Genomic DNA, 14,345 nt, shown 5'->3' on the forward strand with positions numbered 1-14,345 from the left:
CGAACGGTCCCGATACGACCGAGGCCGTATCGGGACCGCCCTGGTGCTACGCCGCTACGCGGCGACCTTGCGCCGGGCCCGGCGGGAGACCGCCCAGCCGGTGCCGAGAGCGGCGACCGCCGCCGCGCCCAGGCTGACCGACAGCATCGTCGAGCCGCCGTCCGAGGACGCGGACGCCCCCGCCGGAGAGGCCTGGATCGCCATCGGGGTGTCGCCGTTGTCACCGTTTCCGATCGGCGTGACCGAACCGACCGAGCCGTCCGTGTTCAGCAGCACCCGCACGTTGTTCGGGTGACGGAAGTCGAACGCGTAGGAGAGGTGACCGGCCTTCGCGTCGAAGGAGCTGTCGCCGACCCGGCCCAGCTTCCAGTTGTCCTCGATGAAGCGGGTGATCGAGGCCTGGGTGGTGAAGGTGTGCGAGATGTGGTTGGTCCGCGCGTAGGGCGAGATCACCAGCAGCGGCTGACGCGGGCCGACACCGCAGCGGTCGGCGTAGCCGCCGGCCGCGGCCGGGCCGGACTGGCAGGCGGGGGAGTCGACCGTCGTGGTGGCGGAGGCCGCCGCGGTGTCCGTGGAGCCGTTGGTCGGCGCGTGGTAGACGTGGTCGTACCAGCCGTCCGAGTCGTCGTAGGCGATGACGACCGCCGTGGAGGACCACTCCGGCGAGGACTGCAGCGCGTTGATCTCCTTGACCAGGAAGTTCTGCTCGTCGATCGGGTCGGAGTAGCCCGCGTGGCCGTCCTGGTAGGAGCCCGCCTTGAGGAAGCTCACCGCCGGCAGGTTGCCGGCCGACAACGTCGCGTCGAAGTCGGTCAGGTCGTACTGGTGGTTCGCCTGCCCGTTGTTGCCGATCTCCGCGGTGCTCGCCGGGGCGAGGTGGTGCGGGTTGGAGGTCGACTTGTAGTACTCGAACGGGTTGTGGTGCGGGCTGTAGTCGGAGACCGACGCGCCGCCCAGGTTGGTGTGCTTCGCGCCGCAGACCGCGTAGCCGCTGGTGCCGTTGTAAGCGGTGGTCGGGCGGAAGCCGCCCTGGAACCAGCCCCACGTCACGTTCCTGGCGTTGAGCAGGTCGCCGACGTTCTTGCCCTGCATCTCGGCCAGCGCGTAGGGGGAGGCGTGGTTGTTGTCCGAGCAGTCGTCGTAGGCCGGGTCGGGGTCGCCGACGACGGTGCCGACGCCCTGGGCGTTCGGCGAGTGCACGGTGTACGGGTCCGGCGTGGTGGTCTGCACCGGGTTCTCGGTGCTGCCGGTGCCGGAGACCGAGACCACGCCGTGCGTCTGACCCGAGATCAGGTTCAGCGCGCCCGGGGTGGACGGGCCGTAGCCGTCGCTGAAGGAGTTGTCGCTCAGCGTGTAGTGCTGGGCGTAGTTCCACATGGCGGTGACGGTGTTGCCGTCGTAGTAGTCCATGGCCAGGCCGGGCGCGCCGTACAGGCCGCCCGAGCAGGTGTCCTTGGAGGTGTACTGGACGAACTTGTCCATCGCGCCGCCGTTGGCAGCGTACTGCTCGGCGGTGTAGCCGTGGTTCTGGTCGCAGGTCATCGCCTGCTTGCCGGTGAGCCGCTGCGGCGCGTAGAGGTTCGGGTTGGTGGTCAGCAGACCGGAGTTGGCCAGGTTGTTCACCGACTTGGGCGTGTTCTTCGCCGCGGTGAAGGGGGTGCCGTCGGTGTTCGCGGCCTTCGGGTAGGTGCCGAAGTAGTGGTCGAAGGACACGTTCTCCTGGAAGATCACCACCAGGTGCTTGATCGGCGTGCTGGTGTGCACCTTGCCGTGGCCCTCGCCGTGCTGCGCCCCCGACGCCGCCCAGGCCGGAGCGGTGCCCGCGGCGACGGTCAGCGCGGCCGCTCCCGCCAGCGCGGCCCAACGCCTGCCGCGACCCGCGGTCTTCGTACTGCCGGTCTTCCCGGTCATCCCGTTTCCCCTCCACTGGGACTGAACTCACATCAGCTGCGGACCGCATCATTCGCGCCACGGCGTACATGCCCGGAGCGGTTGGGTGACGGTCCCGTAAACGGCGGGGGAAGCCTAGCGTCTGCGCGCGTAGATCATCCGGGAATCCGGGCCGGATGTCAGAACAGAAGTCCGTTCCCGAAACGGTGGTTCGTGTTCCGCACGCCGGGCAGCGCGAAGAAGTAGCCGCCGCCGAAGGGCCGGATGTAGTCGACCAGGGGCTCACCCGCGAGCCGCTTCTGCACGGTGGCGAACTGCCGCGCGAGGTCCTGCTGGTACGCGCAGAAGACCAGGCCCATGTCGAGGTTGCCGTTCGGGTCCGTGCCCCGGTCGTAGTTGAAGCCGCGGCGCAGCAGCCGCTGGTCGTCGGTCTGGGCTGTACGCGGGTTGGCCATCCGGATGTGCGAGTCCATCGGGATCACGTCGCCGGTCGGATCGGCGCCGAAGTCCGGGGCGTCCGACTCGCGCTGACCGTCCAGTGGCGCGCCGGAGGCCTTCTGCCGACCGAACATCCGCTCCTGCTCGATGATCCCCACCCGGTCCCAGAACTCCACCAGCATCCGGATCAGCCGCACGGCGAGATACGAGCCGCCCGCTGCCCAGGCCGGCTCGCCCTGGCCCGGACCGACCCAGACCAGCCGGTCCATCAGCCGCTCGTCGCCGGTGTCCGGGTTGGCCGTCCCGTCACGGAAGCCCAGCAGGTTGCGCGGCGTGCCGACCGGGCGCGGCGGCGAGGAGAAGCCGTCGATCCGCCAGCGCACCTGCATCCCGCCTCGGGTGTGCCGGGCCAGGTCGCGCAGCGCGTGGGCGAGCACGTCGGTGTCGTCCGCCTCCAGTTGCAGCAGCAGGTCGCCGTGGCAGAGCGCAGGGTCGAGGTCGTCGTCGGGGAAGGCCGGCATGGTCGACAGCCGCAGCGGCTTGCGGGCGGCCAGCCCGAAGCGTCCGTCGAAGAGCGAGGAGCCCACGGCGAGGAGCACGGTGAGCGCGTCGGCGGGCAGGGCCGGGCCGAGCACGCCGGAGTCGGCAGGCGGCGCGGAGATCCCGAGCGGGTCCGGCACGCCGCCGGTGCTGCCGCCGGTCGCGAGGAAGCGCAGCCGCTCGGTGAGGGTGCCGAACAGCTCGGCGAGCCCGGCATGGTCGGCGGCGGTCACGTCGAAGGCGACGAACGCGGCGCAGCGGCGCTTGGGCGTGAGGATGCCCGCCTGGTGCACCCCGTGGAAGCCCCGGGCGGGTTCCGCAGCGGCCGACGTCCGCTCCCCGCGCGCCGCCGGCAACGACGGCACCGCCCCGCTGACCGTGGCCACCGTCCCCGCCGCCAGCGCGCCCGCCAGCACCGATCGCCTGCCCACCGCGCCGGCGACGCCCTCGGGTCGTGCTCCGCCTCGGCTCCTCTGCGGGCGCGTGTCCGCCTCGCTCGTCGCTCGCTCCGCGGACCCCCATCCTCCGCTGCGCCTCAGCTCCGCACTCATGACGTCCTCCGTACATCCAGCACGGCCGCCACCGGCGCGAGCTGTTCCACCAGGTCTCCGAAGGCCGCGTTCAGCTGCTCGCGCTGCGTCTGGGTGAGCGCGTCCAGCCGTGTGCCGCCCAGCGAACGGAGCTCGGTCTGCGCAGCGGTCAGCGCCGCGTCGATGCGAGGCAGGACCACGCGCGTCGTCAGCAGCGGGCGGACGAGCGACAGCACCTCCGCCGTGCCGTCCAGATTCGCCTGCACCGTCGCGAGGTTGGAGCCGCTGCCGTAGTCGGTGCGGCCGCTGAGCTCGAACTCGATCGCGTTCTCGACGATCTCGTGCGCGCGCACGCCGAGCACCAGCGGGTCCAACTGCACCTTCGGCCAGGCCGACCGCAGCCCCTGGACGTCGCTCAGCAGCTTGGCTGCGACGGGCTCCAGCCCCGTGGTGGAGCCGGCGTGCCAGAGCCCGAACTCCAGGGCGTGGAAACCGGTGTCGTGCTGCCGGGGGCCGTTGATCTCGGCCTCGACGTCACCGAAGGCCCCGTAGGCCGCGCCGAGGCGCTCGTACGCGAGGTGCGCGGCCAGCCAACGCTGTCGGGCAGTGGCGAGGTCGCCGGCGGCGACGGCGCTGTGCAGCGCGTCGGCGGCCGTGACCAGGCCCGGCAGTTGGGCGGAGACCCAACGCTGGTAGGCGAGCGTCGCCGGGATCAGGTCCTGCTGGGTGACCGGCACGACGGCGGGCGTGCCCGGGTCTCCGCTGTTCCCCTTGACCGTCACGGCAGGACCGGTCGCCGCGTCGGTGTCCTGCTGCAGGCAGCGGAAGGTGTAGGTGCCGGGCGCGAGGTCCACCAGCATCGGACGGGACCGGTTCGGCGAAAGGCCCTCGATCTCGCCGACCACCGCGCCGGTGGCGGGCCGGATCAGGTAGACGTCGGCGGGGGAGCGGCCCACATCCGTCACGTCGAAGACCTGCAGTCCGGCGGTCGGCGCGGTCCAGCCCGTCCCGCAGGTGCCGGGGGAGACCTGAACAGTTGTGTGCCGGAGCGAGGGGTACTCGGCAGGCGCGACGACCCCACTTGGAGCGTGCGGCGCGCCCTGCGCGCCCCCCGATAGCTCCCACGCCGCGACGCCCGCCAGCGCGACTGCCGCTGCGGCCGTCAAGGCCGCCTTTCGCCCCACCTGTTCCATTGCGCCGATGCTAGGCAGCGTCGATACACGTTCGATAGGGGGAGTGGTGTGCGGAAAGGAACTGTTCCCTTTCGGTTCATCCGTGCGTACGTTTCGGAAAGTTCAACGCGGGGTCGGACAAAAGACATCTGACGCCCAGTCGGGGCCGCGAAGCTACCAATCAGTAGGACCTACGCTCGTAACATGCGCCGAGCAAAAATCGTCTGTACGCTAGGCCCCGCCTCCGACAGCTACGACCAGATCAAGACCCTGGTCGTCGCCGGAATGGACGTGGCCCGCTTCAACCTCAGTCACGGCAGCTACGCCGAGCACGAGGACCGCTACCGTCGCGTCCGCAAAGCCGCGGACGAGACCGGCCGCAGCGTCGGCATCCTGGTCGACCTGCAGGGCCCCAAGATCCGCCTCGAAACCTTCGCCGAAGGCCCCGTGCTCCTCGAGCGCGGCGACGCCTTCACCATCACCACCGCCGACGTCGACGGCGACCGCAACCGCTGCGGCACCACGTACAAGGGCCTCTGCGGCGACGTCACCCCCGGCGAGCGGATCCTCGTCGACGACGGCCGGGTCTGCCTCGAAGTCACCGCCGTCGAAGGCCAGAACGTGCACTGCACGGTCGTCGAGGGCGGCATGGTCTCCGACCACAAGGGCCTCAACCTTCCCGGTGTGGCCGTCTCCGTCCCCGCGCTCAGCGACAAAGACGTCGCCGACCTGCGCTGGGGCCTCCGCATCGGCGCCGACCTGATCGCGCTCTCCTTCGTCCGCAGCGCGGACGACATCAAGGACGTCCACCGCATCATGAGCGAGGAGGGACGTTTCGTCCCGGTCATCGCCAAGGTGGAGAAGCCGCAGGCCGTCGCCAACCTCGAAGGGATCGTCGACGCCTTCGACGCCGTGATGGTCGCCCGCGGCGACCTCGGCGTCGAGATGCCGCTGGAGCAGGTCCCGCTCGTGCAGAAGCAGGCCATCAAACTCTGCCGACGCAACGCGAAGCCGGTCATCGTCGCGACGCAGATGCTCGACTCGATGATCAACGCCTCCCGCCCGACCCGCGCCGAGGCCTCGGACGTCGCCAACGCCGTCCTGGACGGTGCGGACGCGGTGATGCTCTCGGGCGAGACCAGCGTCGGCAAGTACCCGGTGGAGACGGTCCGCACCATGAGCCGGATCATCTGCGCGGCAGAGGAGGAGATCATCGCGGCGGGCCTGCCGCCGCTGACCGAGTCCAGCAAGCCCCGCACCCAGGGCGGCGCCGTCGCTCGCGCGGCGGCCGAGATCGGCGACTTCCTGCACGCCCGCTACCTGGTCGCCTTCACCCAGTCCGGCGACACCGCGAAGCGGCTGTCCCGCTACCGCTCGCCGATCCCGGTGCTGGCCTTCACCTACGAGCCCGCCGTACGCAGCCAGCTCTCGCTGAGCTGGGGCGTCGAAACGTTCCTCGGCCCGTTCGTGGAGACCACGGACGAGATGATCGAACAGGTCGACGCCGCGTTGCTGGCCATCGGCCGCTGCGAGGTCGGCGACATCGTCGTCATCACCGCCGGTTCCCCTCCCGGCCTCGCCGGCTCCACGAACCTGGTCCGCGTCCACCACGTCGGCCAGGACGACCTGCCGGTGCCGACGAAGCGCTGAACCCCGAGCGCGGAAGAGCCCGGCCGGAGCGACACTGCTCCGGCCGGGCTCGGCTTTTCCGCTGAAGCGGCGGGGGTCAGTGACCGCCCTCGTCGACGACCTCGACCTCTTCGATGTTCCGCTCGATCTCAGCGGTCTTGAGCGAGGTAGCGATCGCCCAGTAGTAGATGGCGATCGAGAAGACCGTGATGATCGCGATGTCCCACCACAGGCCGATGTGGTTCTGCGAGCCCTGGCCGAAGCCGCCCTGCCAGGAGATGATCCCCAGGCCGATCAGGTAGACGGGCAGCCAGTAGGAGGCCTTCCAGTCCGGGCGGGGTGTGTTCGCCTTTCCCTTCACCGCGTTGTCCCAGGCGGAGATGGCCAGCACCAGGTAGCCCAGGAGAACGGCGACGCCGAGGCGCCAGAGGGTGTCCCAGCCGGACCAGTAGACGATCAGGCTCGCGACGACGAAGGAGATCGGCGAGATGACCTGGCCGAAGGGCAGCTTGTAGGGGCGCTCCCAGTTGGGCAGCTGCTTGCGCAGTGCTCCGTAGGCCAGCGGGGCGCCGGCGTACATGAGCACGGACGCCGAGGTGATGAAGCTGACCAGGGTCTGCCAGCTGGGGAACGGCAGGAAGCAGATGACGCCCATGACGAACGAGGTGATCATGCCGACCCACGGCACGCCCTTGTCGTTCAGCTTCCCGTATCCGTCCGGCGCGTAGCCGTTCCGGGCCAGGCCGAAGGAGATGCGAGACGTGGACGTGGTGTAGATCAGGCCGGTGCCCGCAGGGGAGATGATCGCATCCAGGCGAAGAACGAAGGCCAGCCACCCGAGACCCACGAGAGAAGCAAGACCGGCCCAGGGACCCTCGATGCCCTTGTAGGCGAGGTTGGCCCAGCCGTGGGCGAAGCTGCTGCCCGGCAGGGCTCCGATGAAGGAGATCTGCAGCAGGATGTAGATGGCGGCGCCGATCGCGACCGAGCCCAGGACCGCGCGCGGGATGTCCTTCTTGGGGTTGCGGCTCTCGCCGGCGAGCTGAATGGCCTGCTCGAACCCGAGGAGCGCGAAGATGATCCCGGACGTGCTGATCGCGGCGAGGACGCCCTTCGCTCCGAATGGCGCGAAACCGTGAGAGGTGAAGTTGCCGCTGTGGAAGTGCGACGCCGAGATCACGAAGATCGCGACCAGCGGCACGAAGATCTTCCACCACGTGGCGGCGGTGTTGGTGTGCGCGAGCGCCTTGACGCCGAGGAAGTTGACGGCGACGAAGACAGCCATCAGCACCACGGCCACGCAGAAGCCGGAGGCAGTGAGGGTGCCGTCGGCGTTCATGAAGCCCTTGGCCCAGGAGAAGTACCCGGCGTAACCGATCATCGCCTCGACCTCGATCGGCGCGACAGTCGCGGCCTGGAGCCAGGCGAACCAACCGAAGGACATCCCGGCGAAGCCGCCGAAGGCGTAGTGCGGATACCGAGCGGTGCCACCCGCGACGGGGAACATTCCGCCGAGCTCGGCGTGGACCAGCGCCAGCAGCACGATGGCGATGGCGCCGACGATCCACGAAATGATCGCCGCCGGACCGGCGACGACCACGGCCTTCTGGGCTCCGTAGAGCCAGCCGGATCCGATAATCGAACCGACCGAAGCCCACATCAGGCCGATCAGTCCGACCTCGCGCTTGAGCGTTCGACCGCCCGACGGGGATGCGGACAGTTTGGTGCTGGTACTCATGCAGGGCCTCTCGAGGGTGGGGAGCAGTTGCTTGAGAGTTGCCCAAAGTTAAGCGACGTATTTATCCCATGCATAGGTCTCGTTACTGAATAGATGCCTACTGGCTGGTCGTCTGTGCAGCTCGGAGGCCATGAATGGATGCGCTGAGTAGCTGAGGAAGATTTGAGCATTGCTCAGATGAGTGAAGAATATTCACGATGTGACGCGTGTAGACCTTGGATTCTCAAGGTCATCGCTGCCCTCACTTGAGAATCGTCAGTGCTTCGCCCCGGCGTGCTCATCCATCAGCGCAACGGACGCCCGACGGGCGATCGAAGTGTTGTAAGGGGTGCTCCCCCGCCTTGTCACTTTCCATTCGACGCCGACCCGATCGAGAGCGTCCGTGAAGATCCCGCGGATGTCGTCGGACTTGTTCGTGAAGACGTAGCGCGGGTACTCGTAGCGCCGCCCGGCGCGCTCAGTCCAGTTGGTGAATCGGCAGCCGTCGGAGTGGATGAGGCCCCGGATCAACGGCCATGGGTGCTGCTTGACGAGGATCGACTGCCAGTCGTCCAGTCGGATGGATCGTGTGTGCTTGGGCCCGGGGCCGGCCTGGGGGAAGAGGCATGGCCAGTGCTTGCTGTAGCTGACCACGCTCGTGCATCCCGGGCAGGCGACCCGGCAGACGCTGCTGGTCGGCATGACCGTGCGCAGCGCCTCCTCGCAGGCGTCGATCAGTCCGGGCCAGGCGTTCGCGCAGGCGATCCGCATGACGTGGACCCCGCGGCGGGACCGGCTGATACACCCGTCGCCGAGATAGAGGCCGAGCAAGTAGGCGTATGGCGCGCCGAGTTCGGTGTCGCGCGGGCAGGCCGCTCGTGCCGGGGATGTCGGCTCGCTGTGCCACTGTCGGAGAGTCGAACGCGAGACGCCGGTGCGACGACTCGCTTCGCTGAGTGTCAGGCCGGACTGGAGAAGTGCGAGCGCTTGCTTGCGGATACCCAGGCTGTACATGTCGCCAGGCCTATGCGCGGCGCACTCGGCGGCAGGGCTATTCCGTGGGAATTTCGCTCATTCGAGCGAATGTCGAACCAGAGGTTGTGACCTTGGAATCGAAGGAGAAGTGCCCCGGGTCGGACTCGAACCGACACTGTATGGGTTTTGAATCCATCGCCTGCTGCCAATTGGGCTACCGGGGCCTACGGATCGAAGGCTATGCCTCCCCCGCTGCACACCTAACATACCGTGTCCGGGTAGGCTCGTGCACGCACCCGCGTCATTAAGAGGAGCATCGTGACCGTCGCCGACGAGCAGCAGGACCCGCACGTCCCGCCGACGACGACCCGTGTCGTCATCGCGGAGGACGAGGCACTGATCCGCCTCGATCTCAAGGAGATGCTTGAGGAGGAGGGCTACACCGTCGTCGGTGAGGCCGGGGATGGCGAGACGGCCGTCAAGCTCGCGCAGGAGCTGCGGCCGGATCTGGTGATCCTGGACGTGAAGATGCCCGTGCTGGACGGACTCTCCGCCGCCGAGCAGATCCACGAGGCGCACATCGCGCCGACGCTGATGCTGACCGCGTTCTCGCAGCGCGAGCTCGTGGACCGGGCCAGGGACGCCGGTGCGATGGCCTACATCGTCAAGCCGTTCAACAAGGGCGACCTCGTTCCCGCTATCGAGATGGCCGTCTCCCGCTACAGCGAGATCCGCGCGCTGGAGCTGGAGGTCGAGGACCTCAACCAGCGTCTGGACACCCGCAAGCTCGTCGACCGCGCCAAGAGTGTGCTGCAGACCAAGTTCGGGCTCTCCGAGCCGGCCGCGTTCCGGTGGATCCAGAAGACCTCGATGGACCGCCGGATGACGATGAAGGCCGTCGCCGAGGCTGTCATCGAGGAAGGCGCCGCGCAGGACGCCAAGAAGAAGCCTGTGGAGTAGCCGGTAGGACAGAAGAAGTGGAGGGCGGGACCGCATCGCGGTCCCGCCCTCCTCTCTTCCGTTGGTGCTCAGTCCTCGCCGAGGTACGCCTTCCGCACGGACTCGTCGTGGAGCAGTGCCTCGCCGGTCCCGGAGAGGGAGATGCGGCCGACCTCCATCACGTGCCCCTGGTCCGCCAGGGACAGCGCGGCCTGGGCGTTCTGCTCGACCAGGAGGATCGTCGTCCCCTGGTCGCGCAGTTCGGTGATGGTGGCCATGATCTTCTGCATCATGATCGGCGACAGGCCCATGCTCGGCTCGTCCAGCATCAGCAGCTTCGGCTGGGACATGAGCGCGCGGCCCATCGCCAGCATCTGCTGCTCACCGCCGGACAGCGTGCCCGCCGCCTGCTTCCGCCGCTCGCCGAGGATCGGGAAGCGCTCGTAGGCGCGCTCCACGTCCGCCGTGACGCCGGCCTGGTCCTTCCGCAGGAAGGCGCCGAGGAGCAGATTCTCTTCGATCGTCATCCGAGCGAAGATGCGCCGACCCTCCGGTGAGTGGGCCAGACCCAGACTGACGATCTTGTTCGCGGCCAGTCCGTCGATCCGCTGTCCGGCGAAGAGGATCTCCCCGGACACCGGCTTGAGCAGTCCCGAGATGGTGCGCAGCGTCGTGCTCTTGCCGGCTCCGTTGGTGCCGATCAGCGAGACGACCTGGCCGGCCTCGATCGAGAAGGAGATGCCCTTGACGGCCTCGATCTTGCCGTAGGCGACGCGGAGGTCCTTGACCTCGAGCAGCGCGGTCACTGGGACTCCTCGGTGCTGGTGCCGGTGGTGCTGTCGCCCTCGTAGGGCGTGCCGAGGTAGGCCGCGATGACCCGCTCGTCGCTCTGCACGGTCTGCGCGTCTCCCTCGACCAGCTTCTGACCCTGGACCAGCACGGCCACCCGGTCGCAGAGGTTGAAGATGAAGCGCATGTCGTGCTCGATGACGAGCACCGCGACGCCGCGGTCGCGGATCGCGAACACCAAGTCCTCGGTGGCGCGGGTCTCCTGCGGGTTCATGCCGGCCGTCGGCTCGTCCAGGAGCAGCAGCCCGGGGTCGCTGGCCAGGGCCCGGGCGATCTCCAGCTTGCGCTGCTCGCCGTAGGGGAGGTTGCGTGCGAGCCAGTCGCGCTTGGCCCCCAGGCCGACGAACTCCAGTAGCTCCAGGGCCTTTTCGCGGGATTCCGTCTCGGCTCGGCGGTAGCCGGGGCCGCGCAGAAGGGCCGAGATCAGGCCCTCCTTCATCCGCGTGTGCCGACCGACCAGGACGTTCTCGAGCACCGTCATGTTGTGGAAGAGACGGATGTTCTGGAAGGTCCGGGCCATGCCGGACTGGGTGACTTTGTGCGGGGTCGGCGGCAGCACCTTGCCCTGGTAGGTCACCTTGCCCTCGGTCGGCACGTAGAGGCCGGTCAGGCAGTTGAAGAAGGTGGTCTTCCCGGCTCCGTTGGGGCCGATCAGGCCGATGATCTCGCCGGTGTTGACGGTGAGGTCGACGCCGCCGACGGCGGTGAGGCCGCCGAAGCGCATCACGACGCTTTGGGCTTCCAGCAGCGGGGTGCCGGCCGTGGTGGTGAGGGTGTCGGTCATCTCGGTCACGCCCCTGCGGTGCTGAGGTGGGCGGCGGCAGCGGTCTCGGTCTCGGCCTCGTGGAACTCCAGCTGCCGGCGCTTGCTGGCGATGATGCCCTCCGGGCGGAAGCGCATGAAGAGGATCAGGGCGGCGCCGAAGACGAGCAGCTGGTGGCTCTGCAGGAACGCCAGCTTGGACTGGAGCACGTAGAAGAGCATCGCGCCGACGAACGGCCCGGGCACGGTGCCCATGCCGCCGATGACCACGGCGGCCAGCAGGAAGGCCGAGTTGGGCGGTACCGATCCGGCAAACTGGAACGGGTCGGGCACCACGCTCAGGGTGACGTGTGCCATCACCGTGCCGGCGAGGCCGGCCAGGGTCGCCCCGAGGGCGAAGGCGAGCAGCTTGAACCGGAAGCCGTTGATGCCCATCGCGGAGGCGGCGATCTCGTCCTCGCGGATGGCGATCCAGGCGCGGCCGATCCGGGAGTCGCTCGCTCGGCTGAAGATCAGCACCACCAGCGCGGTGACCAGCAGCATCAGTTCGAAGTAGTTCGAGAACCGGCCCAAGTTGATCCCGAGAAGCGAGTGGGAGGCGCCGAAGTCGAATCCGAAGATGTTGAGGTCGGGGATGTTGACGATGCCGTTCGGCCCACCGGTGAGGTTGGGGCCGGAGACGCCGTCCAGGTTGCCGACGACGATGCGGAAGATTTCACCGAAGCCGAGGGTGACGATGGCCAGGTAGTCACCGCGCACTCGCAGGGTCGGCGCGCCGAGGATGACACCGAAGACCCCGGAGACTGCCGCGCCGGTCAGCGCGGCCGCCCAGAAGGGAAACTGGACGTGGAGCGCCGAGGTGGCCGCGCCGGAGACCAGAGCGGCGGTGTACGCGCCGACGCCGAGGAAGGCGACGTAGCCGAGGTCCAGCAGACCGGCGAGGCCGACGACCACGTTGAGGCCGAGCGCGGTGGTGCCGAAGATCAGCAGGTTGACGCCGATGGTTGCGTTGACGTCGCTGGTCTGGGTCAGCGGGAAGACGGCGGCGGCGACGAACGCGCCGACCGCGAGCGCGGCCCGCTGGCGGGCGAAGAGATCCCCCATCCGCGCCAGGAGCCCCGTGTAGTGGACGCCCCAGAGCGCGAAGCAGAACATGATCATGAAGCCCATGAACAGTTCGCCGGAGGAGGTGTCGATGCCGTACATGAAGACGAGCAGGCCAACCGCCAGGATGGCGACGATCAGCAGGATCTCGACCGCGCCGGGCAGTTGGCGCAGCGGGCGCGGCGTCACGGCCTGACCGACGTAGCGGGCGATGACCATGAGCAGCAGGGCCAGCAGGACCAGGCCGGCGACGATCCAGAGCAGTCCGTCCAGGCCGGTGCCGACCGGGATCGCGATCACGCCGAGCACGCCGAGGCCGGCCGCGGCCGCGATCACCTTCAGCGCCAGGGTCTTGCTGAGAGAGGACCCGCTGACCGTGCCACGTCGCAGGGAGAGGCCGCCGACCAGGGTCAGCAGCGCCGCCCCGCCGGCGATCATGCCGCCGGTGGTGAGGTTGGCCAGTCCGCCCAGCTCGAAGCTGATGGTCAGCAGCGTGTACCAGGTGGTGCAGAACGCGCCGAGGGCGAGGACGAAGGCGGCTGCGTCGGCGTCCCCGGAGGGGGAGAGCCAGCGCATCCCGTTCGGGCGGAACGCTGCGATCGCGAAGAGCGTCGTGAGCAGGCCCGCGGCGAAGGTGACCCACTGCAGGCCGGCCGGGTAGCCGTTGACCGTCAGGTTGTCGGGGAAGCGGGAGCTGTAGGTCCAGGCGAGGAACGCCGAGCCGGCGGTCAGGACGCCGCCGAAGGCGGTGAGGGCGCGTGCCGCGCCGGCGGACATCGGGAGCAGCGGACGCGGGGCGTCCGTCGGGCGGCCGGACTCGGCCGCGTCGGTGAGCTGGAGATCGGTCATGCTGTCACGCCCTGTCCGCGACGCGTTCGCCCAGCAGACCCTGTGGTCTGAACATGAGCACCAGGATGAGTACGACGAAGGTCCACACACCGGCCCAGGTGCCGCTGCTGAACTGGCCCATGCCGGGGATGTCCTTGACGTAGATGCCGGCCAGCGACTGGACCAGGCCGATGACGATGCCGCCGAGCATGGCGCCGTAGATGTTGCCGATGCCGCCGACGACTGCGGCGGTGAAGGCGTACAGACCGTTGAGGAAGCCGATGAACGGGTCGATCTGCCCGTAGCGGAGGCCGTGTGCGACGCCGGCGACGGCGGCGAAGGTCGCGCCGAGGGCGAAGGCGATGACGATCACCCGGTCGGTGTCGATGCCCATGAGCTTGGCGGTGTCCGGATCCTGCGCGGTGGCCTGCATGGCGCGGCCGGTCCTGGTCCGGTTCACGAACCAGGCCAGAAAGAGCATGGAGACCAGGGCGGCGGCGACCACGAAGAAATCGGCGGGCTGGACCAGCACCGAGCCGACCTGCACGGCATGGCCGGGCAGCGAGGGGAAGATCAGCGCGGAGGTGGCGCCCGGGTAGTAGGCCCAGACCAGCTGCTGCAGCACGATCGAGAGGCCGATCGCGGTGATCAGTGGCGCGAGGCGGGGGGCGTTGCGCAGCGGCCGGTAGGCGAATCGTTCGGCGACGACCGCGATCACGGTCGAGCAGATGATGCCGCCGACGAGCATGAGAGGCAGGGCGACCCACAGGGAGACGCCGGTGCCGAGGTTCGTCCACACGGTCAGCGCTCCGAAGGCGCCGGTCATGAAGATCTCGCCGTGGGCGAAGTTGATGAGCTGGACGATGCCGTAGACCATCGTGTAGCCGACGGCTATCAGTCCGTACGTCGCGCCCAGGAGTAGGCCGTTGGCCAGGTTTTGCGGCAGTTCGTGCACCGCAGGCCTCCGAGTGT

General features: G+C 68.7%; 11 protein-coding genes and 1 tRNA gene. 2 read left to right on the forward strand and 10 right to left on the reverse strand.

The window, feature by feature from the left end; genetic code table 11:
* Positions 1 to 54: 54 nt before the first annotated feature.
* The 3 genes from ABIA32_RS18160 to ABIA32_RS18170 all read right to left on the reverse strand — a co-directional run bounded on the left by ABIA32_RS18160 (position 55) and on the right by ABIA32_RS18170 (position 4,591).
* Positions 55 to 1,911: a phospholipase C gene (locus ABIA32_RS18160; protein WP_370096338.1), complete on the reverse strand. Its 1,857-nt coding sequence runs from the start codon at positions 1,909 to 1,911 to the stop codon at positions 55 to 57.
* A gap of 158 nt (positions 1,912 to 2,069) precedes the next feature.
* Complete coding sequence (gene efeB, locus ABIA32_RS18165; protein ID WP_370096340.1) at positions 2,070 to 3,299, reverse strand: iron uptake transporter deferrochelatase/peroxidase subunit; 1,230 nt, start codon at positions 3,297 to 3,299, stop codon at positions 2,070 to 2,072.
* Positions 3,300 to 3,415: 116 nt separating this feature from the next.
* Positions 3,416 to 4,591, reverse strand: coding sequence for an EfeM/EfeO family lipoprotein (locus ABIA32_RS18170; RefSeq protein ID WP_370096342.1), 1,176 nt, complete (start codon positions 4,589 to 4,591; stop codon positions 3,416 to 3,418).
* Between the two features lie 183 nt (positions 4,592 to 4,774).
* Here ABIA32_RS18170 and pyk point away from each other — a divergent pair, with 183 nt between their 5' ends.
* Positions 4,775 to 6,220, forward strand: coding sequence for a pyruvate kinase (gene pyk, locus ABIA32_RS18175; RefSeq protein WP_370096344.1), 1,446 nt, complete (start codon positions 4,775 to 4,777; stop codon positions 6,218 to 6,220).
* A 76-nt stretch (positions 6,221 to 6,296) separates the two neighbouring features.
* Here the strand turns inward: pyk and ABIA32_RS18180 are convergent, their stop codons facing one another.
* The 3 genes from ABIA32_RS18180 to ABIA32_RS18190 all read right to left on the reverse strand — a co-directional run bounded on the left by ABIA32_RS18180 (position 6,297) and on the right by ABIA32_RS18190 (position 9,115).
* Complete coding sequence (locus ABIA32_RS18180) at positions 6,297 to 7,937, reverse strand: APC family permease (protein ID WP_370096346.1); 1,641 nt, start codon at positions 7,935 to 7,937, stop codon at positions 6,297 to 6,299.
* 255 nt (positions 7,938 to 8,192) lie between these two features.
* Positions 8,193 to 8,930, reverse strand: coding sequence for a helix-turn-helix domain-containing protein (locus tag ABIA32_RS18185; RefSeq protein ID WP_370096348.1), 738 nt, complete (start codon positions 8,928 to 8,930; stop codon positions 8,193 to 8,195).
* A gap of 110 nt (positions 8,931 to 9,040) precedes the next feature.
* Positions 9,041 to 9,115 (reverse strand) — tRNA-Leu (locus ABIA32_RS18190).
* 94 nt (positions 9,116 to 9,209) lie between these two features.
* On the opposite strand from ABIA32_RS18190, the gene ABIA32_RS18195 reads away from it, so the two are divergent.
* Positions 9,210 to 9,851, forward strand: coding sequence for an ANTAR domain-containing response regulator (locus ABIA32_RS18195; RefSeq protein WP_370096350.1), 642 nt, complete (start codon positions 9,210 to 9,212; stop codon positions 9,849 to 9,851).
* A gap of 68 nt (positions 9,852 to 9,919) precedes the next feature.
* Here ABIA32_RS18195 and ABIA32_RS18200 read toward each other — a convergent pair whose 3' ends face one another.
* The 4 genes from ABIA32_RS18200 to ABIA32_RS18215 are packed head-to-tail and all read right to left on the reverse strand — an operon-like array spanning position 9,920 to position 14,328.
* Positions 9,920 to 10,636 (reverse strand): ABC transporter ATP-binding protein, encoded by a 717-nt coding sequence (locus ABIA32_RS18200; RefSeq protein WP_370096352.1) that lies wholly within the window; start codon positions 10,634 to 10,636, stop codon positions 9,920 to 9,922.
* Positions 10,633 to 11,463 carry an ABC transporter ATP-binding protein gene (locus ABIA32_RS18205; protein WP_370096590.1) on the reverse strand — a complete coding sequence of 277 codons (831 nt, stop codon included), beginning with the start codon at positions 11,461 to 11,463 and terminating at the stop codon, positions 10,633 to 10,635. Before ABIA32_RS18205 ends, ABIA32_RS18200 begins: the two co-directional genes overlap by 4 nt.
* A gap of 5 nt (positions 11,464 to 11,468) precedes the next feature.
* The gene (locus ABIA32_RS18210) at positions 11,469 to 13,394 is read right to left on the reverse strand and encodes a branched-chain amino acid ABC transporter permease (RefSeq protein WP_370096354.1); all 1,926 of its coding nucleotides are present in this window, start codon (positions 13,392 to 13,394) and stop codon (positions 11,469 to 11,471) included.
* 4 nt (positions 13,395 to 13,398) lie between these two features.
* Positions 13,399 to 14,328 carry a branched-chain amino acid ABC transporter permease gene (locus ABIA32_RS18215; RefSeq protein ID WP_370096356.1) on the reverse strand — a complete coding sequence of 310 codons (930 nt, stop codon included), beginning with the start codon at positions 14,326 to 14,328 and terminating at the stop codon, positions 13,399 to 13,401.
* Positions 14,329 to 14,345 lie beyond the last annotated feature (17 nt).

The organism is Streptacidiphilus sp. MAP12-20 (assembly GCF_041262525.1).
Lineage (GTDB): Bacteria > Actinomycetota > Actinomycetes > Streptomycetales > Streptomycetaceae > Streptacidiphilus.